At 62.1% G+C, this 25,377-nt stretch carries 23 protein-coding genes; 16 read left to right on the top strand and 7 right to left on the bottom strand.

The window, feature by feature from the left end:
* Genes exeE through exeC form a run of 3 tightly spaced genes read right to left on the bottom strand, consistent with a single transcriptional unit; the run spans position 1 to position 4,436 of the window.
* Positions 1-1,506 (bottom strand): GspE family T2SS ATPase variant ExeE, encoded by a 1,506-nt coding sequence (gene exeE / locus G4923_RS15510; protein WP_025328344.1) that lies wholly within the window; start codon positions 1,504-1,506, stop codon positions 1-3.
* The gene (gene exeD, locus G4923_RS15505; protein WP_163137605.1) at positions 1,506-3,563 is read right to left on the bottom strand and encodes a GspD family T2SS secretin variant ExeD; all 2,058 of its coding nucleotides are present in this window, start codon (positions 3,561-3,563) and stop codon (positions 1,506-1,508) included. Before exeD ends, exeE begins: the two co-directional genes overlap by 1 nt.
* Before the next feature lie 21 nt (positions 3,564-3,584).
* Positions 3,585-4,436, bottom strand: coding sequence for a GspC family type II secretion system variant ExeC (exeC, locus tag G4923_RS15500; protein ID WP_276208955.1), 852 nt, complete (start codon positions 4,434-4,436; stop codon positions 3,585-3,587).
* Positions 4,437-4,653: 217 nt separating this feature from the next.
* Here exeC and hslR point away from each other — a divergent pair, with 217 nt between their 5' ends.
* The 7 genes from hslR (at position 4,654) to G4923_RS15465 (ending at position 11,756) form a co-directional block, all read left to right on the top strand.
* Complete coding sequence (gene hslR, locus G4923_RS15495; RefSeq protein ID WP_139745297.1) at positions 4,654-5,052, top strand: ribosome-associated heat shock protein Hsp15; 399 nt, start codon at positions 4,654-4,656, stop codon at positions 5,050-5,052.
* 105 nt (positions 5,053-5,157) lie between these two features.
* The gene (gene hslO, locus G4923_RS15490) at positions 5,158-6,042 is read left to right on the top strand and encodes an Hsp33 family molecular chaperone HslO (protein WP_162520149.1); all 885 of its coding nucleotides are present in this window, start codon (positions 5,158-5,160) and stop codon (positions 6,040-6,042) included.
* Between the two features lie 149 nt (positions 6,043-6,191).
* The gene (pckA, locus tag G4923_RS15485; protein ID WP_106885740.1) at positions 6,192-7,817 is read left to right on the top strand and encodes a phosphoenolpyruvate carboxykinase (ATP); all 1,626 of its coding nucleotides are present in this window, start codon (positions 6,192-6,194) and stop codon (positions 7,815-7,817) included.
* 173 nt (positions 7,818-7,990) lie between these two features.
* Complete coding sequence (locus G4923_RS15480) at positions 7,991-8,656, top strand: GntR family transcriptional regulator (protein WP_106885739.1); 666 nt, start codon at positions 7,991-7,993, stop codon at positions 8,654-8,656.
* 33 nt (positions 8,657-8,689) lie between these two features.
* A complete protein-coding gene (locus tag G4923_RS15475; protein ID WP_163137603.1) occupies positions 8,690-10,492 on the top strand; it encodes an aminopeptidase P family protein in 1,803 nt (600 codons plus the stop codon).
* Positions 10,493-10,701: 209 nt separating this feature from the next.
* Entirely contained in the window at positions 10,702-11,154 is a 453-nt protein-coding gene (locus G4923_RS15470; protein WP_111910540.1) for a GNAT family N-acetyltransferase, read from the top strand.
* Positions 11,155-11,285: 131 nt separating this feature from the next.
* Positions 11,286-11,756, top strand: a complete 471-nt coding sequence (locus G4923_RS15465; RefSeq protein ID WP_111910541.1) for an outer membrane lipoprotein — start codon at positions 11,286-11,288, stop codon at positions 11,754-11,756.
* An 80-nt stretch (positions 11,757-11,836) separates the two neighbouring features.
* Here the strand turns inward: G4923_RS15465 and G4923_RS15460 are convergent, their stop codons facing one another.
* Positions 11,837-12,781, bottom strand: coding sequence for a CYTH domain-containing protein (locus G4923_RS15460; RefSeq protein WP_163137602.1), 945 nt, complete (start codon positions 12,779-12,781; stop codon positions 11,837-11,839).
* A gap of 169 nt (positions 12,782-12,950) precedes the next feature.
* On the opposite strand from G4923_RS15460, the gene G4923_RS15455 reads away from it, so the two are divergent.
* Positions 12,951-13,631 carry a TIGR00153 family protein gene (locus G4923_RS15455; RefSeq protein ID WP_025328355.1) on the top strand — a complete coding sequence of 227 codons (681 nt, stop codon included), beginning with the start codon at positions 12,951-12,953 and terminating at the stop codon, positions 13,629-13,631.
* Positions 13,632-13,656: 25 nt separating this feature from the next.
* Positions 13,657-14,922 carry an inorganic phosphate transporter gene (locus G4923_RS15450; protein ID WP_106885734.1) on the top strand — a complete coding sequence of 422 codons (1,266 nt, stop codon included), beginning with the start codon at positions 13,657-13,659 and terminating at the stop codon, positions 14,920-14,922.
* A gap of 94 nt (positions 14,923-15,016) precedes the next feature.
* Here the strand turns inward: G4923_RS15450 and G4923_RS15445 are convergent, their stop codons facing one another.
* Positions 15,017-16,255, bottom strand: coding sequence for a multifunctional CCA addition/repair protein (locus tag G4923_RS15445; RefSeq protein WP_139745302.1), 1,239 nt, complete (start codon positions 16,253-16,255; stop codon positions 15,017-15,019).
* 250 nt (positions 16,256-16,505) lie between these two features.
* Between G4923_RS15445 and G4923_RS15440 the strand changes: the two genes are divergently transcribed.
* The 5 genes from G4923_RS15440 (at position 16,506) to mltC (ending at position 21,662) form a co-directional block, all read left to right on the top strand.
* The gene (locus G4923_RS15440) at positions 16,506-18,149 is read left to right on the top strand and encodes an ExeA family protein (protein ID WP_163137601.1); all 1,644 of its coding nucleotides are present in this window, start codon (positions 16,506-16,508) and stop codon (positions 18,147-18,149) included.
* Positions 18,149-18,835, top strand: a complete 687-nt coding sequence (exeB, locus tag G4923_RS15435) for a GspB family T2SS assembly factor variant ExeB (protein ID WP_163137600.1) — start codon at positions 18,149-18,151, stop codon at positions 18,833-18,835. The genes G4923_RS15440 and exeB overlap by 1 nt, the downstream gene beginning before the upstream one ends.
* 205 nt (positions 18,836-19,040) lie before the next feature.
* Positions 19,041-20,114 carry an A/G-specific adenine glycosylase gene (gene mutY, locus G4923_RS15430; protein WP_163137599.1) on the top strand — a complete coding sequence of 358 codons (1,074 nt, stop codon included), beginning with the start codon at positions 19,041-19,043 and terminating at the stop codon, positions 20,112-20,114.
* Positions 20,111-20,383: an oxidative damage protection protein gene (locus G4923_RS15425; protein WP_025328361.1), complete on the top strand. Its 273-nt coding sequence runs from the start codon at positions 20,111-20,113 to the stop codon at positions 20,381-20,383. Before mutY ends, G4923_RS15425 begins: the two co-directional genes overlap by 4 nt.
* Before the next feature lie 178 nt (positions 20,384-20,561).
* A complete protein-coding gene (mltC, locus tag G4923_RS15420; RefSeq protein WP_106885730.1) occupies positions 20,562-21,662 on the top strand; it encodes a membrane-bound lytic murein transglycosylase MltC in 1,101 nt (366 codons plus the stop codon).
* Between the two features lie 64 nt (positions 21,663-21,726).
* Here the strand turns inward: mltC and G4923_RS15415 are convergent, their stop codons facing one another.
* The gene (locus G4923_RS15415; protein ID WP_106885729.1) at positions 21,727-22,107 is read right to left on the bottom strand and encodes a YgiW/YdeI family stress tolerance OB fold protein; all 381 of its coding nucleotides are present in this window, start codon (positions 22,105-22,107) and stop codon (positions 21,727-21,729) included.
* A 238-nt stretch (positions 22,108-22,345) separates the two neighbouring features.
* Here G4923_RS15415 and G4923_RS15410 point away from each other — a divergent pair, with 238 nt between their 5' ends.
* Entirely contained in the window at positions 22,346-23,353 is a 1,008-nt protein-coding gene (locus G4923_RS15410) for an SGNH/GDSL hydrolase family protein (RefSeq protein WP_163137598.1), read from the top strand.
* Between the two features lie 299 nt (positions 23,354-23,652).
* Positions 23,653-24,684, top strand: coding sequence for a porin OmpA (gene ompA, locus G4923_RS15405; RefSeq protein WP_163137597.1), 1,032 nt, complete (start codon positions 23,653-23,655; stop codon positions 24,682-24,684).
* Positions 24,685-24,740: 56 nt separating this feature from the next.
* Here the strand turns inward: ompA and G4923_RS15400 are convergent, their stop codons facing one another.
* On the bottom strand, positions 24,741-25,310 hold the full coding sequence (locus G4923_RS15400; protein ID WP_163137596.1) for a PqiC family protein: 570 nt from the start codon (positions 25,308-25,310) through the stop codon (positions 24,741-24,743).
* Between the last annotated feature and the right edge of the window lie 67 nt (positions 25,311-25,377).

The following is a 25,377-nucleotide window of genomic DNA, read 5'->3' as shown; positions in this document are numbered from 1 at the left end:
TTAGTCTTCCCGGGTCACGCGCAGCACCTCTTCGAGGCTGGTCTGCCCCTGGAGCACCTTGTCGATGCCGTCGCGGCGTATGCTGGGGGTATGGCCCCGGATCAGGCGCTCTATGGCCAGCTCGCCGCTGGCACTGTGAATCGCCTCGCGCACCGCCTCGTCGATCACCACCAGCTCGTGGATGCCGGTCCGGCCGCGATAGCCGGTGTGGTTGCACTGCTCGCAGCCTACCGGGCGCCACATCTGCTGATCCGGCGCCAGCTCTATGCCCATGGCGATCCGCTCCTGCTCCGAGATGGGATGCGGGGCACGGCAATCCGGGCAGAGGGTGCGCACCAGCCGCTGGGCCAGCACCGCCAGCAAGGATGAGGAGAGCAGGAAGGGCTCGATGCCCATGTCCCGCATCCGGGTGATGGCACCGATGGCGGTGTTGGTGTGCAGGGTCGACATCACCAGGTGACCGGTGAGGGACGCCTGCACCGCGATCTGGGCGGTTTCGAGGTCACGAATTTCCCCCACCATCACCACGTCCGGATCCTGGCGCAGTATGGCGCGCAGGCCCCGGGCGAAGGTCATGTCGACCTTGGTGTTGACCTGGGTCTGGCCGACCCCTTCCAGGTCATATTCGATGGGATCTTCCACCGTGAGAATGTTGCGATCCCGGGAGTTGATCTCGGAGAGCGCCGCATAGAGGGTGGTGGACTTGCCCGAGCCGGTCGGGCCCGTCACCAGTATGATGCCGTGGGGCTTGCGGATGAGCTCGCTGATGATGTTGCGATTGGCCAGCGTCATGCCGAGCTGCTTGAGCTCGAGGCGCACGTTGTTCTTGTCGAGCAGACGCAGCACCACCCGCTCGCCGTAGCTGGACGGCATGGTGGAGACCCGCACGTCGACGGCGCGGCCGCCGATGCGCAGTGAGATGCGGCCATCCTGGGGCACCCGTTTCTCGGCTATGTCCATGCGGGACATGACCTTGATGCGCGACACCAGCAGGGAAGCGAGCTTGCGATGGGGGCGCAGAATCTCCCGCAGCACCCCATCGATGCGGAAGCGAATGACCAGGGCCCGTTCGAAGGTCTCGATGTGGATGTCGGACGCCTCCTCCTTGATCGCCTCGCTCAGCATGGCGTTGATGAGGCGGATGATGGGGGCGTCGTCGTCGGCGTCCAGCAGATCCTCGCTCTGGGGCAGCTCTTCGGCCAGGGCGAAGAAATCCATCTCGTTGCCGAGATCCTCCATCAGCTGGCGCGCCTCGGAGGAGTCGCGCTGATAGTGGGCCATCAAGAGCGTCTCGAACTCGTCATGACCCAGCTGCTCCACCGCGAAGGCGCAGCCCGCCACCCGGCGCACCTCCAGCAAGGTCTGCGGTGTCACCCCCTGACGACAGAGCAGCACGGGGGCGCCCTGGCGTTCGGTCAGGATCACCCCGAAGTTGCGGGCGAAGGCAAACGGCAGCTCGGGCAGTGCCGCCGGTTGCGCGACCCCGTCCAGTGAGTAGCTCGCCATCAGGGTTGACCCTGCACGAAGGGTTGCCCCTGCACCTGGGTTCTGGCCCCGGTGGCGGTGGACTGCTGCTGGGCCCTCATCAGGTCAATCTGCTTTTGCACCTCGGGGGAGAGCATCACATCCTGACCATAGGCCGGCAGCACCTGACGGGGGGGCGAGGTGGCATAGCCCTCCTCGGCCGCCAGGTTCAACTGTTCGGCCCTGAACAGGGTGTACTTGTTGCTGGAGACCCCGGAATAGACGTTGGCATCGCGCAATATGGTCGGCCGGATAAAGACCATCAGGTTGCGCTTGGCCGTGGTGTTGGAGGTGGAGCGGAACAGGTAGCCCAGCACCGGGATATCCCCCAATATTGGCACCTTGGAGATCTGCTCCTTGGTCTGCTCGTCCATCAGGCCGCCCAGCACCACTGTCTCGCCACTCTTCACCAGCACGGCGTTCTTGACGGTACGGGTATCGAAGGTGGGGCCGAGATTAGCGGTACCCGTCGCCTGGGTCTGCGCCACGCTGGAGACTTCCTGCTCTATGTTGAGCAGCACAGAATCCCCTTCGTTGATCTGGGGCGTCACCACCAGCTTGGTGCCCACCGTCTTGCGCTCTATGGTGTTGAACACCTGGTCGCTGGTGGTGGAGCTCTGGGAGCCGCTCTGCACCGGCACTTCCTGGCCGACGTTGAAGGAGGCTTCCTTGTTGTCCATGGTGACTATGCTCGGGGTCGAGAGGATGTCGTTCTTGGTGTTGGTGGAGAGCGCCGTCACCAGCATGGCCCAATCCCCCTTGTAGAAGCCCGCCGCCATGCCGCTAAAATCACCGAGCAGGTTTTCGAGCCCCTCTGTGTTGCCGTTGTCCTTGTAATCCTTGCCCGCGATGATGGCCGGCCCTATGGGCAGACCGGTATTGGTGAACTGGGTGCCGCCGCCGTTGGCATTGCCCCACTGCACCCCGAGGTTGAGGCCGTCGCCATCCTGGATCTCGACGATGATCGCCTCCACCAGCACCTGGGCGCGGCGGATGTCGAGTTTGGCGATGACCTGCTCCAGCTCGGCCATGACGTCAGGCTGGGCGGTGATCACCAGGGCATTGGTGGTCTCGTCGGCGGAGATGGCGAGCTGGCCGCCCCCTATGCTGGCGCCACCACCGGTGGCTGTGGTGGCCGCGCCGCCCTTCTTGTCGGCCGCTATGCTGGAGCTGACCCCCTTGAGCACGTCCACCAGATCCTTGGCCTTGCCATATTTGAGGTAGAAGACCCGGGTGTTGCCCTGGCTCTGCAGATCCCGGTCGAGCTGGCGCACCATCTGGATGATGCGGGCACGGGCCTGGGGTTCACCGCTGATCACCACTGAGTTGGTACGCTCGTCGGCCACCACCTTGGGGGAGAGCAGCAGGGAGGCGTTGGTCCCCTGATTGCTGCCATCCTTGTTGAGGTTGGTCACCAGTCGCACCATCTCGCCGGCGGAGGCGAACTTCAGCTTGATGACGTCCATATCCTGATCACCCGCCTTGTCGACTCGGCGCACCACCTCGACCAGACGATTCACCACGGCCGCGCGGCCTGTGATGAGCAGCACGTTGGAGGGCTCGTAATGCACCACGTTGCCGCCACCGGCGTTGTCGTTGAGCTGGCGCAGCAGGGGAGCAAGTTCCCGTACCGAGACGTTGCGCACCGGCACCACCCGGGTCACCATCTCGTCACCCACGCCGGGGTTGCTGTCATCCACCACAGGGATGGCCGAGGTCTTGGCATCCTTGGAGCGCACCACCTTGAGCACGCCGTTGTTCATGGGCACCACGGCAAAGCCATAGACGTCGAGCACGCTCAGGAAGAACTGGTAGTACTGATCCTCATTGAGCAGATCGTAACTGCGGACGTTGATCTTGCCGCGCACCGAGGGCTCTATGATGATGGTCTTGTTCAGGTTCTTGCCGACCGTGTTAATGAACTCTTCGATGTCGGCATTCTTGAAACTGGCGGAATACTCGGTGGCCCAGGCAGAGCCAGCCATCATCAAGGCTGCCGCCACAGTGGCCAGACGCCAGCCCTTCCCTTTATTTATCATTCTTGGTGCTACTCCAATTCATTATTCTGACAAGCCGACATAGACGTCGTAGAGCTGTCCTTGCCGCTCGACGGTGACGGTCATTTCCGTGGCGCCCGCCACTTGCTGCATCGCCTGCATGGCCTGTGCGTTGTCCCGCAGATCCAGACCATTGATGCTGACCGCCAGATCGTTGGCGACCAGTCCGAGTTGATTGAACACTTCAGGATTGCTGCCCGGATTGAGGCGATAGCCGACCATGCGACCATCCACCCGGACCGGAGAAATATTGAGATAATCGGTGATCTTGCCAGGATTGCTCATCAATTCGCTGCGAACGGAAGAGAGCTCGGCCCCCTGTCGCGTCACCTTGGGCAGCGGCTTGCCGTACTCTTCCCCATCCAGCATCAGGGTCTCGTCACGGCCGTCCCGGGCTATGATGACCCTGTCGGCAAACACCTGACGGATCCTGGCCTGGGTGCCGTCGATGTAATCCCCTATGCCATAGGAGTTCTGCAGGCCGTTGTGGGCGATGATGGCGATGGACTTGCTGGGTTCTGTACTGGCCAGCACCCCGTTGAGCTGGGCATTGAGCTGGGTCTTGGGGGCATCGATCAGGGCCGCCTGGGCCACCTTGTCGGCCTGCGGCTGCGGCGCCTTGCCAAACAGGGAGAGACGGCTGAGGTTGCCAAGATCGAGGCGGGCAGGTCCGGCGCCCTGGCCCGGAGTGACCGCTGGCTGCCAGGGCAGCGGCCGGGGGGATTGGGTGAGATCGAACAGACGCCAGGTGAGCACGGCGCACTGCTGGGCCAGCAACAGCAGCAGCAGCCAGAACAGAGGCTGGCTGAAACGGGAGAGTGGCACTGACTTGCAGCGAGCCAGAAGGGAGCTCAACAAGTCATCCCTGAACGGTAGCGTCATCTTTATCAAAATATTCTGGCATCCAAATCGGTTGGCTATTGTGTACGGCAATGGACCCAGAGACAACCGACCGGATGGGATGAAGCTGTGAAAATTCAGATTCCGTCACACCCCGCTTCCCCCTGTTTCTATCCCGGGCCCTGCCTCTGGTATAATCAGGCTCCCTTTTCAGCCATCCCGGAGCCGATCCATGTCGAATCCAGCACAAAGCAGCACTCAGGTCCGCCTCGACAAGTGGCTGTGGGCGGCACGCTTCTACAAGACCCGCAGCCTGGCGCGGGATCAGATCGACGGCGGCAAGGTGCACTACAACGGCCAGCGCAGCAAACCGGGCAAGGCCGTCGAGGTCGGCGCCCTCGTCCGTTTCTGGCAGGGCCAGGACGAACGGGAGGTGCGGGTGCTCGAGGTGAGCGAGCAGCGCAAGGCCGCCCCCCTGGCCCAGCTGCTCTATGAAGAGACCGAGGAAAGTCTGAAGAAGCGGGCCCAGAACAGCGAGGCGAGACGCTTCAACAGCCAGTTCGCCCCAAGCCCGGAGCGCCGCCCCGACAAGCAGGAGCGACGCCAGCTGATCAAGGTCAAGCAATACTGACTCGCCCTTGTGGCCCCTTTATGACGACAGGAGCGGGAATTAGTTCCTAACCACCTGTTTAACAATGTATTTATCTTTTCCCCCAGAAAACCCTAGGAAAGCATGATGAGTAACCAAGATCTCCTGTATCGCTATCTGTTCGAAGAGTACGAAGTCCGGGGGGAGCTGGTCCAGCTGGATAGTACCTATCGTCACATCGTCGATGCCCAGAACTACCCGGTCCAGGTACAGAAACTGCTGGGTGAACTGCTGGTCGCCACCAGCCTGCTGACCGCCACCCTCAAGTTCGAAGGCTCGATCACCGTGCAGCTGCAAGGGGACGGCCCGGTGCGTCTGGCGGTGATCAACGGCGATCACAACCAGCAACTGCGCGGCGTGGCCCGCTATGAAGGGGAGCTGCCGACCGACGACAAGCTGCAGAGCCTGGTAGGCAACGGCCAGCTGGTGATCACCATCACCCCTGAAGAGGGCGAGCGCTATCAGGGCATCATAGCCCTCGAGGCCGACACCCTGGCGACCTGCCTCGAGCAGTACTTCGCCCAGTCCGAGCAACTCGCCACCCGGCTCTGGATCCGCACCGGCCACCACCAGGGCCAGCCCCGCGCTGCCGGCATACTGCTGCAGGAGTTGCCCGCCCGGAGCGAGGATCACGGCGCCGACTTCGACCACCTGATCCAGCTCACCAGCACCATCAAGGATGAAGAGTTGTTCGGTCTGGAGGCCGAAGAGATCCTCTACCGCCTCTACCATCAAGACAAGGTACGGGTGTTCGATCCCCAGGCGATCGAGTTCCGCTGCACCTGCTCCCGCGCTCGCTGCGAAGGGGCTCTGCTGCAGATAGAGAAGGAGGAAGCGGTGGCCATGGTGCAGGAGCTCGGCAAGATCGACATGCACTGTGATTACTGCGGCGCTCACTATCAATTTGATGGAATAGACATCGAAACCCTGTTCAGCGGGGCTCCCGGTAATGATGCAAACAAGTTACACTAAATAAAGGCGGGCAAAACCCGCCTTTAACTTAAATAACAAAAAAATACCCTATTTTATAAAGTTTGATGGCGATCGCTAAAAACTACCACCTAGGTAGTAGTATGGACGCCAGATAGAACCCTACACACCTCTGAACCCAGGAGAACATAATGACTATCGTGGTAGAACCCGCCCTGGCACAACAACTGAAACTGGACCAGTACGGTATCAAAAACAGCCAGGAAATCGTTCGCAACCCCTCCTATGAGCAGCTTTTCGCAGAAGAGACCCGCCCAGACCTGGAAGGATTCGAACGTGGCGTCGTTACCGAACTCGGCGCCGTCAATGTCAACACCGGCATCTTCACCGGTCGTTCCCCGAAAGATAAATATATCGTCAAGGACGGCACCACCCAGGATACTGTGTGGTGGTCTGACCAGGGCAAGAACGATAACAAGGCAATCACCCCGGAAGTGTGGTCAGATCTGAAATCCCTGGTGACCAAACAGCTCTCCGGCAAGCGCCTGTTCGTGGTGGATGGCTACTGCGGCGCCAACCCGGACACCCGCCTGGCGGTGCGCATCATCACAGAGGTGGCCTGGCAGGCGCACTTCGTGAAGAACATGTTCATCCGCCCGAGCGAGGAAGAGCTCAAGACCTTCAAGCCGGACTTCGTGGTGATGAACGGTGCCAAGTGCACCAACCCGAACTGGAAGGAGCAGGGTCTCAACTCCGAGAACTTCGTCGCCTTCAACATGACAGAGAAGATGCAGCTCATCGGTGGCACCTGGTACGGTGGCGAGATGAAGAAGGGCATGTTCTCCATGATGAACTACTTCCTGCCCCTGCGCGGCATCGCCTCCATGCACTGCTCCGCCAACGTGGGCAAGGATGGGGACGTGGCCATCTTCTTCGGCCTCTCCGGTACCGGCAAGACTACCCTCTCCACCGATCCCAAGCGCCAGCTCATCGGTGACGACGAGCACGGCTGGGACGACCACGGCGTGTTCAACTTCGAAGGGGGCTGCTACGCCAAGACCATCAAGCTCTCCAAGGAAGCCGAGCCGGATATCTACAACGCCATCCGTCGCGACGCCCTGCTGGAGAACGTGACGGTCGCAGCCGACGGCACCATAGACTTCGATGATGGCTCCAAGACCGAGAACACCCGCGTCTCCTACCCCATCTATCACATCGAGAACATCGTCAAGCCGGTCTCCAAGGCGGGTCACGCCAACAAGGTGATCTTCCTGACCGCCGACGCCTTCGGGGTGCTGCCTCCGGTCGCCAAGCTGACCAAGGAGCAGACCAAGTACCACTTCCTGTCAGGCTTCACCGCCAAGCTGGCCGGTACCGAGCGCGGCATCACAGAGCCGACGCCGACCTTCTCCTCCTGCTTCGGCGCCGCCTTCCTCAGCCTGCACCCGACCAAGTACGGTCAGGAGCTGGTGAAGCGGATGGAAGCCTCAGGAGCCGAAGCCTATCTGGTCAACACCGGCTGGAACGGCACCGGCAAGCGCATCTCCATCAAGGACACCCGCGCCATCATAGATGCCATCCTGGATGGTTCCATCGAGCAGGCGCCGACCAAGGTGCTGCCTATCTTCAACCTGGAAGTGCCGACCGAGCTGCACGATGTGAACCCGGCCATCCTCGACCCGCGCGACACTTATGCCGACCAGGCGGAGTGGGACGCCAAGGCCCAGGATCTGGCCCAGCGCTTCATCAAGAACTTCGAGCGCTTCACCGACAACGACGAAGGCAAACGCCTGGTCGCTGCGGGCCCGCAGCTGTAAGCTGCGTCCCGTCCAGGTGACAACCCCATACCGGTCAGCCCAGCTGGCCGGTATTTTTTTGGCCAATACGCGGCATATGGATCCCGCCAAACCTTGCCTTGCAGGCGGTTGCGCGTTAGATTCAGCCAAACTTTATACAATATACAATTTTGCAACCTGCCCGTGACTCAAGCATGACCCTACCCTACAAGACCCGAACCCAGATGGTGATGGAGAACCTCCGCGGCCGGATATTGCGTGGGGAGTTTCCCGCCGGCGCCCCCTTGCGCCAGGACGCCATCGCCAAGGAGCTGGCGGTGAGCCGCATTCCGGTGCGGGAGGCGCTGATGCAGCTGGAGGCCCAGGGGCTGGTGAAGTTCGAGGCCCATCGCGGCGCCGTGGTCACCATGCTGGACGCCTCGGCCATCGAGGAGCTCTTTTATTTGCGGGCACTGCTGGAAGCCGATACCCTGTTCCACGCCGTCGACCTGATGACGGAGGAGACCTTCGCCAAGGCGCAAGCCATCCTGGCCCAGTTTGATCTGGCGCTGGAGTCCGGCACCCAGATCGAGCACTGGGCCGAGTTGAACCACAGTTTTCACGCCACCCTCTATCAGGCCGCCAATCGTCCCCAGGCACTGGATCTCATCGCCCAGATCAATCTGAGCTGCGATCGCTATGTGCGCTTCGAACTGCTGTTCGCCCAGGGCGGCGTGGACAAGGCCGAGCGCGAACACGCCCACCTGCTGGAGCTGTGCCGCGCCCGCCGCAAGCACGAGGCAGTGGTCCTGCTCAAGCAACATATCGAGGCGGCAGGCCAGTCGATCCGACAGATCCTGGCAAGCGGCCACAATCAGTGAACACTCACATCATCACAATCTGGCAATAACGACATGAATCATTTCGAGATTATTGAAACCCGCGTCGCCCAGGTCAGGGCCACTCTGGCCACGTTGGAACTGGACGCCTTCATCGTTCCCCACGACGACGAGCACCTGGGGGAGTACATTCCCGCCTATGCCGAACGTCTGGACTGGATCACGGGTTTCAACGGCTCCGCCGGCCTCGCCATCATACTGGCGCAGCGGGCGGCCCTGTTCGTCGACGGTCGTTATACGGTGCAGGCCCGCATGCAGGCACCGGCCGAGCTGTTTGAGTTTCTTCACTTGAACGAAGATCCCCACGTCCAGTGGCTGGCAGAACAACTGCCGTCCGGCGCCCGGGTCGGCTTCGATCCCCGCCTGCACAGCCTCGCCTGGTACCAGAGCGCCAAGCCAATCCTGGCCGAGCGCGGCATAGCGCTGGTTCGGGTCGATGAGAACCCCATCGATCTGCACTGGAGCGATCGCCCCGCCCCGACCAAGACTCCTGTCATCCTCTACAGCGAGGAGCTGGCGGGCCAGTCCAGCCAGGCCAAGCGCGAGCTGCTGGCGGCAGATCTGCGCAAGCGCGGGCTGGATGCCGTGCTGCTGACCCAGGCCGAGCCCATCAACTGGCTGCTCAACCTGCGTGGCCGCGACGTGGAGCGGCTGCCGGTGGTGCTGGGCTTTGCGGTGCTCTACGCCAACACCAGCATGGATTTCTTCGTCGACACCGACAAGATCGACTGCATCGCCTTCACCCGCCACGTGGGGCAGGATGTCTCCGTCTACCCCATCGACAAGCTGGGTGACGTGCTGCAGCGCATCGGCGAGGATCAGCAGAAGGTGCTGGCCGATCCCAACACTGCCAACGCCTGGACCCAGCTCACCATGGAAGAGGCGGGCGCCATCCTGGTGGCAGGGCAGGATCCGACCATGCTGCCCAAGGCGTGCAAGAACGCCGTGGAGCTGGCGGGCATGCAGCGCGCCCATCTGCGCGACGGCGTCGCCGTTACCCGCTTCCTCGCCTGGCTGGATCGCCTTATCGCCTCCGGTGACTATCAGGATATGGATGAGGGCACCCTGGCCGATCGCCTGGAAGCCTTCCGCCGCGAGCAGGATCACTACGTCGAGCCGAGCTTTGACACCATATCGGCGCTCGGCCCCAACGCCGCCATGTGCCACTACCGTCACACCAACGGCACCCCGCGTCCCTTCGGCCAGGACAGCATCTACCTGGTGGACTCCGGCGCTCAGTATCTGGACGGCACCACCGACATCACCCGTACCGTCAAGGTCGGTGAAGTCACCGACGAGCACAAGGCCATGTTCACCCGGGTGCTGCAGGGTCATATCGCCCTGGATCAGGCCCGCTTCCCCCGCGGCACCGCCGGCATCCAGCTCGACGTGCTGGCCCGCATGCCCCTGTGGCAGGCCGGTTACAACTACGACCATGGCACAGGCCACGGGGTCGGCCACTTCCTGAGCGTGCATGAAGGCCCGCAGCGCATCGCCCCCAAGGGCAGCCTGGTGGCCCTGCAACCGGGCATGGTGCTCTCCAACGAGCCGGGGTACTACCGGGAAAACGGCTTCGGCATCCGCTGCGAGAACCTGGTGGTGGTGACCGAGCTGGAGCAGGTGGGCGAGCTGGCAATGCTGGGCTTCGAACGGCTGACCTATGTGCCGTTCGATACCCGCCTCATCGATCGCAGCCTGCTGAGCCAGACCGAGTTCCGCTGGATCAACGACTACCATGCCGAGGTCTACCGCCGCCTGAGCCCGCTGCTGGACGGCGAGGATCTCGCCTGGCTGGAGCAGGCGACCCGCCTCATCTGATCGCAGACAACCGAGGTTGTCCGGTGAAACAGGGCCTGCGGGCCCTGTTTTTTTGCCTCCATAGCGGCATATCTCCCTGCCGGGCGCCGCGATCTGTTCATCTCCCCTGCCCGCCCTCCGAACCAGACCCGCTTGCATCGGCCTGACGGGACCACTACCCTGTGCCCTCTTTTGACTGCCCCCCGGCAGCCGCCATCACAGGAGCCCAGATGCAGCCGTCCCCCGTTTTGCGCATTGCCACCCACGCCGACATGCACGCCATCTGGCAGATCGACGCCGACGTCTTCGGGGAGGATGTCTACCCCGCCTTCTTCTTCCGTCAGGCCATGGATCTGTGGCCCGCCCTGCTGGTCGTGGCGGAACTGGAGGGCAGGCTGCTGGGCTATGCCCTGGGGGGCCTGGGTCAGGATCGGTCGCAGGGCTGGCTGCTCTCTCTGGCGGTGCGGCCCGAAGCCCGCGGCTTTGGCCTGGCCGAGCGCATGATGCTGCGAGTGGAGCAGGCACTGGCGGAGCTGCAGGTGGCGCGAGTCAGGCTGACCGTGGATCCGGCCAATCCGGCCCAGCGCCTCTACTTGCGCCTGGGCTACGCCCTGCTGGCCGAGGAGCCCGGCTATTTCGGCCCCGGGGAGGATCGCCTGCTGCTGGAAAAGGCCCTGACCTGACCCGTGTCGAAGGCTGACCATCGTTCAGGTCACATAATTGGTTACACTTTGCGGGTTTAATGCACAATCCGGTTGGCGTAGAGTGGAATGCATCAAACCGATTAACCCGATGCCCGCCCAGGAGGCCCATCATGTTGAAACGTATCGCTCTCGTTACCCTGCTGGCCGCCACCACCGCCATCACCGGCTGTGCCAACAGCGACGTCTACTCCGGCGATGTCTACACCAAGGATCGCGCCAAGCAGGTCCAGACCGTCAGCTACGGCACCATCATCTCCACCCGCCCGGTGAAGATCCAGGCCGATGAGAACTCCCTGATCGGCACCATAGGCGGCGCCGTGGTCGGTGGCCTGCTCGGCAGCACCATAGGGGGCGGTCGCGGCAGCGACATCGCCGCCGCCGGGGGTGCCATCGCGGGTGCCGCAGCAGGCAAGGCTGCCGGTGACAAGCTCAACCAGGTCGATGGCGTCGAGCTCGAGATCAAGAAAGAGACCGGCGAATCCATCGTCGTGGTGCAAAAGGCCAGCCCCACCTTCGTGCCCGGCGCCCGGGTCCGCATGACCCAGGGCAATGGCAGCATCAACGTGGCCGTGGTGAACTGAGCCCGTCGGGCGCTTTCCATCAGCAAACAAAAAGGTGAGCCTGGGCTCACCTTTTTTGCATTCAGTGCAAACCTGAACCCTCAAGAATCCAGGTGCAACCAGGCCGCTATGGCCAGTTGCAGGCCCACGAGATCGGCGCCGTGCAGCAGGGCCGAAAGCCGTTCTTCCTCAGCCTCTGCCAGCAAGTGCTGCTGCACCCTAAGTGCGGGCAACCAGGCAGGGGACTGCGCCAGGTTCTCGGCGGCCTCGGCCACCAGGTCACAACCCTGCAGCATCCCTTGCAGTGCCAGCGGCCGTTCCTCGTCCCCGCACTCCAGCCAGAGCTGCTCGTGATGCTGCCAGAGCTGCAGGCCGAGCGTGATGCAGGCCTTGCCATCGAGCCCGCCGACATCCGGCAAGGGTTGCGCCGCCAGCGGCTTGCCGAGCCCCGCCAGCCGATAGCCGCGCTGCGCCTTGGATTGGGCCCCCAACCTGACGCCCCCCAGCTCCGCCAGGCGCGCGGCCAGCCCGAACAGGGCGCGGGCGTCGCCTGACTTGAGCTCCAGCTCAAGCTCGTCGATCTCGGTGCGCCCCAGGACACCGACAATCTCCCCCCGATCCCAGGCCAGCTCTATCTGGGCCCCCTCGAAGGCGATGAGCCAGTGACGGCGCAGGAAGTCGGTGCTGAACTGGGCCACCAGACTGGACTGGATCTCGTCGCGCACGGCCAGACTCGGCCAGATGTCATCAGGAAAGGCGGACAGGGTCGGCAGATCCCCGCTCACCGGGGCATTGTATTCGGGTCTGGCGTGCAGCCCGCCGACCACCTGGCCACGGCATTTAATCGTCTGCTCGGAAAAATGGTCGCTGCGGCGGATCCGCAATCCCATGTCGAGCCGGCGCAAATCCAGCTTGGGCGTATCGAAATAGACATTGCCGAGCCTGACTTGCTCAGAGGAGATAATTTCAAGTGAATTCAGAGAGTTGGAGAGAGACTCTTGAATATTGCTGGTGACGAAAAACTTTATCTCGATCTCAGTTTGCATAGTCATTCCGGGCAGGCAGGCAACTTTGGGGGGCATGATCCGGGTCGCGAGGATATAATGCCAGCGATAGATAAGGATTAATTCACGGTTTTATTGATGGCACAGTTCGGTTATCCTGCGCCCCTCATAAAATCGTATCGAGTGTTTTTTCACCGACACAGGTTTGGCCATGCCAGTAAATACTATTTTGGGTCTTTTTGCCAAGTCCCCCATCAAGCCGCTGCAGAAGCATATCGTCAAGGTTCACCAGTGCTCCCAGCAATTGGTTCCCTTCTTTGATGCCGTTGCCGAAGACCGTTGGGAAGATGCCGAGAAAATCCGGCAACAGATAGCCCAGCTGGAAAAAGAAGCGGACATTCTCAAACGCGAAATTCGCCTCAAACTGCCTCGCGGTCTGTTTCTGCCGGTCGCCCGTACCGATCTGCTGGAACTGCTGACGCAACAGGACAAGATTGCCAACCGTGCCAAGGATATTTCCGGCCGCATGCTTGGCCGCAAAATGGAATTCCCCACCGAGATGCGTGCCGATTTCATGGCCTATCTCAAACGTTGTATCGATGCGACCGCCCAAGCCGAAAAAGCCATCGGAGAACTCGATGAGCTGCTCGAAACCGGCTTTAAAGGACGTGAAGTTGAAATGGTTGCCGAGATGATCCACCAGCTGGATCTTATCGAGGACGATACTGACACCATGCAGATCGGGCTGCGCCAACAGCTGCAAGCCGTTGAGCACAAGTACAATCCGATCGACGTTATGTTCCTCTACAAGATCCTCGAATGGGTAGGTGACCTGGCTGATCAGGCCGAGCGCGTTGGCGCCCGTCTGGAACTGATGCTGGCTCGTTCGTAATCGACTGACTGGGTAAACACTACTAATGGACATTATCGCAAATTACGGCACCACCCTGGTGCTCGTGGCGGCCTTGTTCGGCTTTTTGATGGCCTGGGGCATAGGTGCGAACGACGTCGCCAACGCCATGGGCACATCGGTCGGCACCAAGTCTCTGACCATACGTCAGGCGATCATCATCGCCATGATCTTCGAGTTCGCCGGTGCCTATCTGGCCGGTGGCGAAGTCACGGCGACCATCCGCAACGGCATCATAGATACCAATGCCTTCACCGATACCCCGGATCTGCTGGTGCTTGGCATGATAGCCTCCCTGCTGGCGGCCGGCCTCTGGCTGATCCTGGCCTCCTACTTCGGCTGGCCCGTCTCCACCACCCACTCCATCATCGGCGCCATCGTCGGCTTCGCCGTGGTGAGCGTCGGCCCGGAAGCGGTGCAGTGGAGCAAGTTTGGCGGCATAGTCGGCTCCTGGGTAGTCACACCGGCCATCTCGGGCATCATCGCCTACTTCATGTTCATCAGCGTGCAGAAGCTCATCTTCAACACCGATAACCCGCTGGCCAACGCCAAGCGCTATGTCCCCTTCTACATGTTCCTGACCGCGCTGGTCATCTGTCTCGTGACCATCAAGAAGGGGCTGACCCACGTAGGTCTGCACCTGAGCGACGGCGAGGGCATACTGCTCTCCATCGCCATCTCGGTAACCCTCTCCATCGGCGGCTGGTTCTACATTCGCGGTCAGCAGTACAACCCGCAGGATGACAACAAGATGCACTTCGCCAACGTGGAGAAGGTGTTCGGCATCCTGATGGTGATCACCGCCTGTGCCATGGCCTTCGCCCACGGCTCCAACGACGTGGCTAACGCCATTGGCCCGCTCTCCGCCGTGGTATCCACAGTCGAGAGTGCCGGCCAGATCACCGGCAATTCCCACATCGCCTGGTGGATACTGCCCCTTGGCGGCATAGGTATCGTCATAGGTCTGGCCACCATGGGTGAGAAGGTAATGGCCACCGTCGGCACCGGCATCACCCACCTGACCCCGAGCCGTGGCTTCGCCGCCCAGCTGGCTACCGCCGCCACAGTGGTGATCGCCTCGGGTACAGGTCTGCCCATCTCCACCACCCAGACTCTGGTCGGTGCAGTGATGGGGGTGGGTCTGGCCCGTGGCATAGCCGCCTTGAACCTGGGCGTGCTGCGCAACATAGTGGTCTCCTGGGTCATCACCCTGCCCGCCGGCGCCATCCTGGCCATCGCCATCTTCTATGTGCTGCAGGCCTGTTTCTCTTAAGCAGCCTCACAGCAAAAAGCCCGGGTCACTGACCCGGGCTTTTTTATGCCTCTGCGTTGCCTCAAACGGTCGCTGACGCTTAGCTCATCGACGCTTATTCGTCGATAAAGGTCCACTCGTCGCGCACCCGGCTGATGGCATCGAGCCGCCGCTTGGCGAGTTGCTCGCGGATCCCCTCCCCCTTGAAGCCCGCCGCTACTATCTCCTTGACCGGCACAGCCTGGGCCGCCGCCAGGGCCTGGGCCACATAGTCCGGCTGGCTGTAGACCTTCTCTTCGAAACCGGTACGACCGTGGAAGTCGGCGCGGCAGGCATCCAGCAGCTGGGCGAAGCGCTCCGGCCTGCGCCAGGCATCCGCCTTGTCGAACACCTTCAGCAGGGTCGGCGGCTTGAGATCGAAGGCGATGTGGATGTGGGTGTGCAGATCGCTCACCAGCAGGGCCAGGTCGCGGCAGTCGTTCGGCACCCTGAACCGCTCGCAGAAATCCCGGATGAGCGGCAACCCTTTCTGGCCGTGGCCGTGATGGCTTGGCCAGAACGCGGGCGGGGTCAGGCCCTTGCCAAAGTCGTGGCAGAGGGCGGCGAAGCGGACCGGCAGATCCGGGGAGCGCTGGCAGGCCTGATCCAGCACCATAAGGGTGTGGATGCCGGTGTCTATCTCAGGGTGCCACTTGGCGGGGGCCGGCACCCCGAACAGGGCGTCCAGCTCGGGGAAGAGCGCCTTGAGGGCGCCGCAGTCGCGCAATACCTCGAAGAAGACCCTGGGGGTCTGCCCCAGCAGTACCTTCTCCAGCTCCTTCCAGACCCGCTCCGGGGTCAGGTGGGCGAGCTCGCCGGCGTCGGTCATCTCCCGCATCAGGGCCAGGGTCTCGGGGGCCACCACGAAACCCTGCTCATGGAAACGGGCGGCGAAGCGCGCCACCCGCAGGATGCGCAGGGGATCCTCGGCAAAGGCCGGGGAGACGTGGCGCAGCAGCCGCGCCTCCAGATCCCGGAGGCCGCCATAGGGATCGTGCAGTTGCCCGCTCTCGTCTTCGGCGATGGCGTTGATGGTGAGATCCCGGCGCAGCAGATCTTGTTCGAGCGTCACCTCGGGGGCGGCGTGGCAGACGAAGCCGGTATAGCCCTGCCCCTGCTTGCGCTCGGTGCGCGCCAGGGCGTACTCCTGCTGGGTGCTGGGGTGGAGAAACACCGGAAAGTCGCGGCCGACCTGGGTGAACCCCAGGCTCAGCATCTGTTCCACTGTGGCACCGACCACCAGATGGTCCCTGTCCCCCTGGGGCAATCCCAACAGACGATCACGGACCGCCCCCCCAACCAGATAAATCTGCACGCGCACTCTCCCTCGATAAACCTGCCTCGATGATACCGCTTTTGGCCGTCATAGACGATGCGCCCGCAAGAGGCCCGCCCGCCAACCCGGGAGAAAGCACCGGAAGATGGCCGCTTATCGCCATAATCCGGGCGCGATCACCACCGGCATTTGAGGCACCGGCTATGATGCCCCTCTTATGGCGTCCGGGTCTTTGACATCCCTCTGGGGAGGCTTTAACCTGCCGCCCATAACAATGGAATGGATCCTTATGTACACACAGTTCTTCGGTCTGTCGGAGCCCCCGTTCTCCATCTCGCCCAACCCCAAATACCTCTATATGAGCGAACGTCACGGGGAGGCCCTCGCCCACCTCAACTACGGGTTGCAGGACGGTGGCGGCTTCGTGCTGCTGACGGGGGAAGTGGGGACGGGCAAGACCACAGTCTCCCGCTGCCTGCTCCAGCAGTTGCCCGCCGAGACCGAGATCGCCTACATCCTCAATCCTTCCCTGACTGAGCGGGATCTGCTGGCGGCCATCTGTGACGAGTTCCAGTTGCCCTATGCCCAGGAGGCCAGCCTCAAGCAGCTGTTCGATCTCATTCGCGACCACCTGCTGGCCAATCTGGCGGCGGGCAAGCGCAGCGTGGTGCTGGTGGATGAAGCCCAGCATCTGCTCCCCGGCGTGTTGGAGCAGTTACGACTGCTCACCAATCTGGAGACAGACGAGAAGAAGCTGCTGCAGGTGGTGCTCATCGGCCAGCCGGAGCTGCAACAGATGTTGCGCCAGCCCCTGCTGCGCCAGCTGGCCCAGCGCATCACGGCCCGCTATCACCTGCTGCCGCTCTCCCGCCAGGACGTGGATGCCTATGTGCGCTTCCGGCTGCAGGTGGCAGGCTGCGTCCAGCCCATCTTCACCCCCAAGGCGATCCAGACTCTGCATCGCCTCTCCGGCGGCATCCCGCGCCTCATCAACCTCATCTGCGATCGCGCCCTGATCGCCGCCTTCGCCCGCGGCAGCCACAAGATAGTGCACGGCGACATCAGCCAGTCGGCCTATGAGGTGAGCGGCATTCGCGACGAGGGCACCTGGCAATCCGGTCTGCTGGTCGCGCTGGCCGGCGCCCTGCTGGTCGCCACCGGCTGGTGGGGCTGGCAGTGGTTCGGGGTCTTCCCGACCCGCCCCCTGGTCAAGGTGGAAGTGCCGGTCAAGGTGGATGACACCCCTGAGCAGCAGGAGCAGCTGACCCGCGCCATCAATCAGGCACTGGACCCCGGTGTGGCCATGCAGAATCTCTACAGGGTGTGGGGCTACCAGACCGAGCTGGAGGAGTCGACCTGTGACGATGCCCCCCGCGCCGGGCTGCGCTGCCAGGAGGGGGAAGCCAGCCTGGCACAACTGCAGGCCCTGCAACACCCGGCCCTCATCAGCCTGACCGACGAGACCGGCGGCCTCTACTATGCCACCCTGGTGAGTCTCGGGCCGGACAAGGCCTCCTTGCTCATCGGCAATCAGAGCTGGCAGGTGGACAGGCAGTGGCTGTCCGACGCCTGGGGGGGCAGTTATACCCTGCTGTGGCGCATGCCCAAGGGCGGGGTGACCCTGATCGGCAGTAATGCCGGTGCAACCCAGGTGCAGTGGCTGGACAATGCGCTGAGCCGCGCCATGCAGCAACCGGATCGCAAGGTGAGCCGCTTCGATGCCACCCTCAAGAACAAGCTGCAGCAGTTCCAGCGCGAGCAGGGACTGACCCCGGACGGCATCGCCGGCAGCAATACCCTGCTGCGCCTGAATGCCGTGGCCGGTGAACCCATGCCGAGGCTGGAGGATGAATCCCTGCGTGCCAGCACCCCTGTCGATCTGGATGCCGTGGTGGATGACACCATGGATCCCCTGGTGGAGGAGGCCTCCTGATGTCTACCCTGCTCAAGGCCTTGCGCCGCGCCGATCAACCCCAGTTTACCCCCCACATGCCCCTCATGGGCCTGCCCGTGAGCCAGGAGGAGGAGCCTGACCGCCGCTGGATCTGGTGGCTGCTGGCGCCCCTTGCCCTGATCATGGGGGCGGCCGCCAACTATGGCTGGCACCTCTATCACCTCAAGCCCATCGAACAGCAGATCGAGGTGAAGGAGGTGGTGACGCCCCCCTTCGTGCGGGTCGAGCCCAGACCCATGATCACCCGCCCGCTGCCCCCGCCTTTGCCTGAGCCCGTGGTGCAGCCCAAAGCCGCTGCCGCGGCTCCCGCGACGGCAACCGCCGGCAACGGCACCCAAAGCCTGGCAGAGCGCATCATGATGGCCCTCAACAACACCCCCCTGGTGGAAGAGACGGCACCCCAGGCCCAGCCCCAGTCCGGCGCCATGCCGATCAGCGCCCTGGATCCTGCGCTGAAGCAGCAGGTACTTCCCCTGACCTATGGCGCCCACAACTTCTCCTCCGACCCGGCCAAACGCGCCGTGGTGCTCAACGGGCGGGAGTTGCACGAGGGCAGCGAGGTCGCCCCCGGGGTGCTGCTGGTCGCCATCGCCCAGGATTACATCATCCTGCAGGTCGGCGGTCAGCATGTCAGCCTCAAGGCGCTGCAGGACTGGCGCGGCTGAGCGAGCCACAATGGCAAGCCGGGCCTGCGGGCCTGGCCGGCATTTCAAGAGGGAGCCCGAGAGCTCCCCTTTTTAATCAAAACATGAGAACACCGTGAGCCATTCAGATAACAGCACTTTCGCCACCCGTGCGTTGTACTGGTATCAGCACAAAGACTGCTACACGTGGGTTAATTTTGTTTTAAATCAATAATATGAGAATAATGTGAGCAACTCAGATAACAGCACTTTCGCCACCCGGATCCTGGATTGGTACCAGATCCACGGCCGCAAGACCCTGCCCTGGCAGGAGGACAAGACCCCCTACCGGGTCTGGGTCTCCGAGATCATGCTGCAGCAGACCCAGGTCGCTACGGTGATCCCCTATTACGAACGCTTTATGGCCCGCTTCCCCGATGTGCTGGCGCTGGCCGACGCCCCCATCGACGAGGTGCTGCACCACTGGACCGGGCTCGGTTACTACGCCCGTGCCCGCAACCTGCACAAGGCGGCCCAGCAGATCCGCGATCTGCACGGCGGCCTGTTTCCGGAGCGGCTGGACGAGGTGATGGCCCTGCCCGGGATAGGCCGCTCCACCGCAGGTGCCGTGCTCTCCCTGTCCCTTGGGCAGCCCCACGCCATTCTGGACGGCAACGTGAAGCGAGTGCTCACCCGCTGGCTGGCGCTGCCGGGCTGGCCCGGCCAGAAACAGGTGGAGAACGATCTGTGGGAGCTGGCGACCCGCCTCACCCCGCGGCTCGGGGTGGCCCACTACAACCAGGCCATGATGGACATGGGCGCCACCGTCTGCACCCGCAGTAAGCCCGCCTGTGAACGCTGCCCGGTGCAGGCCGATTGCCAGGGGCTGTCGCAGGGCAACCCCACCGCCTACCCCAACAGCAAACCGAAGAAGAGCATTCCGGCCCGCAACGGCATCATGCTGATCATTCGCCACGGCGACCAGCTGTTGCTGGAGAAGCGGCCCCCCCAGGGGATCTGGGGCGGCCTCTACTGCTTCCCCCAAGTGGAGTCCCTGGCCGAGATCGAAGGACGCCTGCAGGGGCTGGGACTCGATGAGACCGACTACCGGGAGCTCGCTGGATTTCGCCACACTTTCAGTCACTTCCACCTCGATATTCGGCCCTTGCTGATCGAAATGGCTGCCCCGCCGCCTCCCTTGCTCATGGAAGCGGATTCCCGACTCTGGTATAACTTACGCCATCCTGCCGAGGTGGGATTGGCGGCCGCCACGGCCCGCCTGCTCGCCTACCCGGACTTACAACCACAGAGGTCAACATGAGCCGTACCGTATTTTGCCAGCGTCTGAAAAAAGAGGGTCCTGGCCTGGATTTCCAACTCTATCCCGGCGAACTCGGCAAGCGGATCTTCGACAACATCAGCAAGGAAGCCTGGACCGAATGGCAGAAGAAACAGGTGATGCTGATCAACGAGAAGAAGCTGAACATGATGAATCTCGAGCATCGCCAGCTGCTGGAAAAAGAGATGGTGAACTACCTGTTTGAAGCGGGTGAAGTGGCCATCGACGGTTACACCCCTCCCAGCCAGTAAACCGAGTCGGCGAGCAGGGCGCAGAGTGCCGAAGCCCGGCATCTGTGGCCATGGGGCTCCCGGCACTGTGCCAATGCGTTGTCCCCGTGATCCAGGTGAGTGCCCATCGACGGCTGGCCCTCTTCTGGTTCAAGGCAAATGAGTGACGGGCGGCCCCACCGCCCAGTTTGAGGATCTTATGGGTCGAATTTTTTGGCTGCTGTGCGCCCTGCTGTTTCTCTCTGCCTGCTCCTCTTCTCCCAAACCCGGGGCAGAAGACGAGGATCTGGTCAACGGCAAGGACATCCGCGGCTTCGAACACATGATCAGTGCGCTCTCCCATAACGTGAACGAGATATGGGGACGCGAGGCACTGTTTGCGGGCAAGTTTGACTACGTCAAATACACGGATCAATACAAGAGCCGGGCCCACGTCGACTTCTCCAGCGGCCACATCATGGTGGAGACTGTCTCGGGCATAGATCCCCGCGCCCACCTGCGCCGCGCCATCATAGAGACGCTGCTGACCCCGGACGATCCGGCGGAAGTGGATCTCTATTCGGATAGAGAGATCATGCCGGGTGGCGAGCCCTTCCTCTATGGCCAGGTGCTGGACACCCAGGGTCAGGCCATCCGTTCCGGCTGGCGCGCGGAGCGCTATGCCGACTACCTGCTGGCCAGCGCGATGAAGAAGCGCACCCTCGGCATTCGCACCATCTTCTTCGTCGACATCCCCATGGTGGCCAACCATGAGGACAAGCGCGGCTACAAGTACGCCAGCATCATCCGCGAGGCCTCCCGCAAATACGGGGTCGCCGAGAGCCTGATCTATGCGGTGATCAAGACAGAGAGCAGCTTCAACCCCTATGCGGTCAGCCATGCCAATGCCTATGGCCTGATGCAGGTGATCCCGGCCACCGCCGGACGGGACGTTTATGTGCGGGTCAAGGGCAAGAACGGCCAGCCGACCCGGGAGGATCTGTTCAATCCGGCCTACAACATAGACGTGGGGACTGCCTATCTGCACCTGCTGCAGACCGTCTATCTGGCGGATATCCAGGATCCCCAATCCCGTCGCTATGCGGTGATCTCCGCCTACAACGGCGGTGCGGGCGGGGTGCTCAACACCTTCTCCAGCAACCGCAAGGCAGCCCCTGACATGATTAACCGCCTCTCTCCCGAGGCTGTCTATCAGGTGCTGACCGAGCAGCACCCCAAGGCGGAGGCCCGTCGCTACCTCTACAAGGTCAATCAGGCCGAGAAGGGGTTCAAGCGTACCGTCGCCGTCCGGGCGGGCTGACGGCAGCCACAAAAACAGCAAGGGCGCTTATGTAGCGCCCTTGCTGCCTGCATGGTCTGCAAACTTACTTGGCGATGAAGCCGCCCTTGCTCTGGGGAGCGGCACCTACCTTCTCCAGGTGCTCGACCTCGACCTCTGTCTTGTTCCAGCTGTGGTCAACCTCGCCGCGGATACGGATCAGATCGTTCGGGCCCACTTCGACGCCGCGCCACACGTCCCCGTCCACTTCCACTTCCACTTCGCCGCTCTCATCGCGGAAAGTGTAGTTCTCGCCGCCAAGGTGCTTGACCAGCTTGCCTTCCAGGGTCACCCACTGATCATCTGCCACGTCTTTCAACTGCGCGACCGAGACCTTGTTCTGCTCCTGGGGACCGGTGTAGGCCGCCATGGCGAAAGAAGAGACGGACATCAGGGCCACCAGGCCGATTACCTTTGCTTTGTTCATTTTCACGCTCCTGTCATTGGGGTATGCAGGCATCTTGCCCGGGCTGGCGTGAAACAAACGTGAAGCCTCCCCCATCCAGGGGAGACCAGTGTGACCGCAATCGATTTAATGCCCATGGCTTGCTGCAAGATTGTATTCGAGTGGATACCGTGCAGCCTGGCAACAGGGGTCCCCAGCCCCTTGCCTTCGAGGAACAGCCCGCAGGCAGCGCCTGCATCCACTCCATGAGAACAGCAAGATGAACAAATGGCTTCTGTGTTTACTGGGGCTCTTCGCCCTGACGGCCCATGCCGCCGAGACGCGCCCCCCCTTCTCCCGCATAGTGATGTTCGGCGACAGCCTCTCCGACACCGGCAAGATGTACGGCAAGATGCGCGGTTATCTTCCCTCCAGCCCGCCCTACTACCAGGGCCGCTTCTCCAACGGCCCCGTCTGGCTGGAGCAGCTGACCCAGCCGTTCCCGGGGCTGAAAATAGTCAATGAAGCGGAAGGCGGTGCCACTGCCGTGGCTTACAACAAGATCTCCTGGAATCCCAAGTATCAGGTCATCAACAATCTGGACTATGAGATCACCCAATTCCTGGAGAAGGACAGCTTCAAGGAGGACGATCTGGTGATCCTCTGGGTCGGCGCCAACGACTATCTGGCCTATGGCTGGAATACCGAGCTGGACGCCAAGCGGGTGCGCGACGTCATCAGTGACTCGGCCAACCGCATGGTGCTTCATGGGGCAAAACAGATCCTGCTGTTCAACCTGCCGGATCTGGGCCAGAACCCCTCGGCTCGCAGCCAGAAGGTGGTGGAGGCGGCCAGCCATGTCTCCCGCTATCACAACGAGCTGCTGCTGAACCTGGCACGCCAGCTGGCCCCTACCGGCATGGTGAAGCTGTTCGAGATCGACAAGCAATTCGCCGAGATGCTGCGGGATCCGCAGAACTTCGGCCTGAGTGACACAGAGAACGCCTGCTACGGCGGGGGCTATGTGTGGAAGCCGTTCTCGTCCCGCAGTGCCACCACAGACAGCCAGCTTGCCCCCTTCAATGCGCAGGAGCGCCTCGCCATCGCCGGCAACCCCTTGCTGGCTCAGGCCGTTGCCAGTCCGATGACTCGCCGCAGCGCCAGCGAGCTCAACTGTGAAGGCAAGATGTTCTGGGATCAGGTCCACCCGACCACGGCCGTGCACGCCGCCCTGAGCGAGCGCGCCGCCACCTTCATCGAACGTGAGTACGAGTTCATCCCCCAGTGATGTGCAAGCAGATGCAAGAGGCCGACTTCACGTCGGCCTCTTCATTGGAGCCAGTTGTTTCCCACAGCGAACCAACAAAACTCGTATGACACTCATCACAGAATCGGGTCATGCCCCCACGGTCATCAGCCGACTCCACTATGATGCAGATGGTTATCACAATATGTTTCATATCAGTTGCTTGTGGATTTTAAAAAGCGAGCTACGTTTAAACATGTTGTGGCTAGACACAGGCCCAACCCATGAGGCGAGGCGACACAAATTCGATCTCTCCCACAGACAAATTGCAGAGGCTTCATATGAACAAAACACTGATTACCTTGCTGGTTTCAGGCTTGCTTGCGGCCAACGCTCAGGCAGCCGGACAAGACAATACCTGGTATGGCGGTGCCAAACTGGGTTGGTCCAACTTCTACGGCGTCGACGAGAGCAACAGCATCTCCACCGAAGACAAGGATGACGACGAAGTGGGGGCCGGTGTCTTCGCCGGTTACCAGATCAACCAGAACCTGGGGATCGAACTCGGTTACGACTACCTTGGCAAACTCAAATACAACGGCACCCGGAATGCAGCCGTCTTCAACGACGATGTCGAGGCGCAGCTGGCGCAGCTGACCCTGAAGCTCGGCTTCCCGGTAGCTGAAAACCTGGATCTCTATGGTCGCGTCGGCGGTGGTTACGGCTGGACCAGCAGTGACAAGCTGGACAACGACAACGACTTCACCTTCGTCGGTGCGCTTGGCGCCGAGTACGCCTTCAACCTGGACTGGGCAGCTCGTCTCGAGTACCAATACAGCACCCCTTACGGCAGTCGTGAAGACACAGGCCTGCGCATGGACAACGGCCTGCTCTCCCTGGCCGCCGTCTATCGCTTCGGCCAGGTCCCGCCGGCCATGCCGGTTGCAGCCCCGGCCCCGGCACCCGAGCCCGTGGTGGTCGACAAGCAGTTCACCCTGAGTTCGGATGTGCTGTTTGACTTCAACAAGGCCACCCTCAAGCCGGAAGCCGGCCAGGCACTGGATACCCTTTACACCCAGATTGAGGAAGCCAGACCCAAGGATGGCTCTGCCACCGTCATTGGCTATACCGACCGTCTCGGCTCCGATGCCTATAACCAGAAGCTGTCCGAGCAGCGCGCACAGACAGTCGCCGACTATCTGGTTGGCAAGGGGCTGCCTGCCGGCAAGGTCAACGTGGAAGGGCACGGCGAGAGCTCTCCTGTCACTGGCGAGAGCTGCACCAACCAGTCCAGGCGTGACCTGATCGTCTGCCTGGCCCCGGATCGCCGGGTAGAGGTCAAGGTACAAGGGGTATCGGAAGTTCAGCAATAACCCAGCGTCAGATAACAAAACGGGAGGCCCAGGCCTCCCGTTTTTCATTGTCCCGTTCAGCTGCGAGTGCGTACATCCGCCGCTATCTGATCGAGCAGTTGCTGCCAGCCCTGCCCCAGCTCGTCGACCAGGGCACCATACCCATCGGCCGGCAAGACCCGCTCCTGCTGGAAGGGCACGTCCCGCAGTACCACCCCCTCCTCCGTCAACAAGCGCCAGCGGCCGCTGAGCAGGGCGCGACCATCGTGCCGCCCCTGGAAGCGTTCAACCGAGATGGTCAGCACAGGTCCCTTGCGGGCCCCGTCCTGACGCACTACCCAGCCCGGCAACCGGCTGGAGAGGCCATTGAGGGTGAGCTGGTTCAGCTGAGCGTCGAGCGAACCCGCCCAGCGATGGTACTCGGCAAAGTGCAGCTCCTTGCCCTCCAGCTGATAGACCAGGCTCATCCGATCCAACTGGCCAGAGAGGGCGACGGGACGCAGCACCAGCTGGTGCTGGGGCTGCGCCGTGACGCCGTTCGACTGCGGGATCTCCGCATCCAGCGAGTAGTAGTGCAGTGTCGTCGGGGCAGCGCTGCATCCCGCCAGCAGGCCCAGCAAGGCCAGGGTCATCATCCGTTTTTTCATCATTTTCCTCGCTTAGGCTCAGGATCCTGGGGGAATGGATGCGGTCGAAGATCTACGAATTTGGCCT

The sequence above is a fragment of the Aeromonas rivipollensis genome (assembly GCF_010974825.1).
GTDB lineage: Bacteria > Pseudomonadota > Gammaproteobacteria > Enterobacterales > Aeromonadaceae > Aeromonas > Aeromonas rivipollensis.
Note: the sequence above shows the minus strand (reverse complement) of the source record. Positions and strands in the feature narration are given on the sequence as shown.

Bases quoted from the DNA above. Each gene is read 5' to 3' on its own strand.
- exeE (WP_025328344.1), bottom strand. From the start codon at position 1,506: ATGGCGAGCTACTCACTGGACGGGGTCGCGCAACCGGCGGCACTGCCC.
- exeD (WP_163137605.1), bottom strand. From the start codon at position 3,563: ATGATAAATAAAGGGAAGGGCTGGCGTCTGGCCACTGTGGCGGCAGCC.
- hslR (WP_139745297.1), top strand. From the start codon at position 4,654: ATGTCGAATCCAGCACAAAGCAGCACTCAGGTCCGCCTCGACAAGTGG.
- hslO (WP_162520149.1), top strand. From the start codon at position 5,158: ATGAGTAACCAAGATCTCCTGTATCGCTATCTGTTCGAAGAGTACGAA.
- pckA (WP_106885740.1), top strand. From the start codon at position 6,192: ATGACTATCGTGGTAGAACCCGCCCTGGCACAACAACTGAAACTGGAC.
- G4923_RS15480 (WP_106885739.1), top strand. From the start codon at position 7,991: ATGACCCTACCCTACAAGACCCGAACCCAGATGGTGATGGAGAACCTC.
- G4923_RS15475 (WP_163137603.1), top strand. From the start codon at position 8,690: ATGAATCATTTCGAGATTATTGAAACCCGCGTCGCCCAGGTCAGGGCC.
- G4923_RS15470 (WP_111910540.1), top strand. From the start codon at position 10,702: ATGCAGCCGTCCCCCGTTTTGCGCATTGCCACCCACGCCGACATGCAC.
- G4923_RS15465 (WP_111910541.1), top strand. From the start codon at position 11,286: ATGTTGAAACGTATCGCTCTCGTTACCCTGCTGGCCGCCACCACCGCC.
- G4923_RS15460 (WP_163137602.1), bottom strand. From the start codon at position 12,781: ATGCAAACTGAGATCGAGATAAAGTTTTTCGTCACCAGCAATATTCAA.
- G4923_RS15455 (WP_025328355.1), top strand. From the start codon at position 12,951: ATGCCAGTAAATACTATTTTGGGTCTTTTTGCCAAGTCCCCCATCAAG.
- G4923_RS15450 (WP_106885734.1), top strand. From the start codon at position 13,657: ATGGACATTATCGCAAATTACGGCACCACCCTGGTGCTCGTGGCGGCC.
- G4923_RS15440 (WP_163137601.1), top strand. From the start codon at position 16,506: ATGTACACACAGTTCTTCGGTCTGTCGGAGCCCCCGTTCTCCATCTCG.
- exeB (WP_163137600.1), top strand. From the start codon at position 18,149: ATGTCTACCCTGCTCAAGGCCTTGCGCCGCGCCGATCAACCCCAGTTT.
- G4923_RS15425 (WP_025328361.1), top strand. From the start codon at position 20,111: ATGAGCCGTACCGTATTTTGCCAGCGTCTGAAAAAAGAGGGTCCTGGC.
- mltC (WP_106885730.1), top strand. From the start codon at position 20,562: ATGGGTCGAATTTTTTGGCTGCTGTGCGCCCTGCTGTTTCTCTCTGCC.
- G4923_RS15415 (WP_106885729.1), bottom strand. From the start codon at position 22,107: ATGAACAAAGCAAAGGTAATCGGCCTGGTGGCCCTGATGTCCGTCTCT.
- G4923_RS15410 (WP_163137598.1), top strand. From the start codon at position 22,346: ATGAACAAATGGCTTCTGTGTTTACTGGGGCTCTTCGCCCTGACGGCC.
- ompA (WP_163137597.1), top strand. From the start codon at position 23,653: ATGAACAAAACACTGATTACCTTGCTGGTTTCAGGCTTGCTTGCGGCC.
- G4923_RS15400 (WP_163137596.1), bottom strand. From the start codon at position 25,310: ATGAAAAAACGGATGATGACCCTGGCCTTGCTGGGCCTGCTGGCGGGA.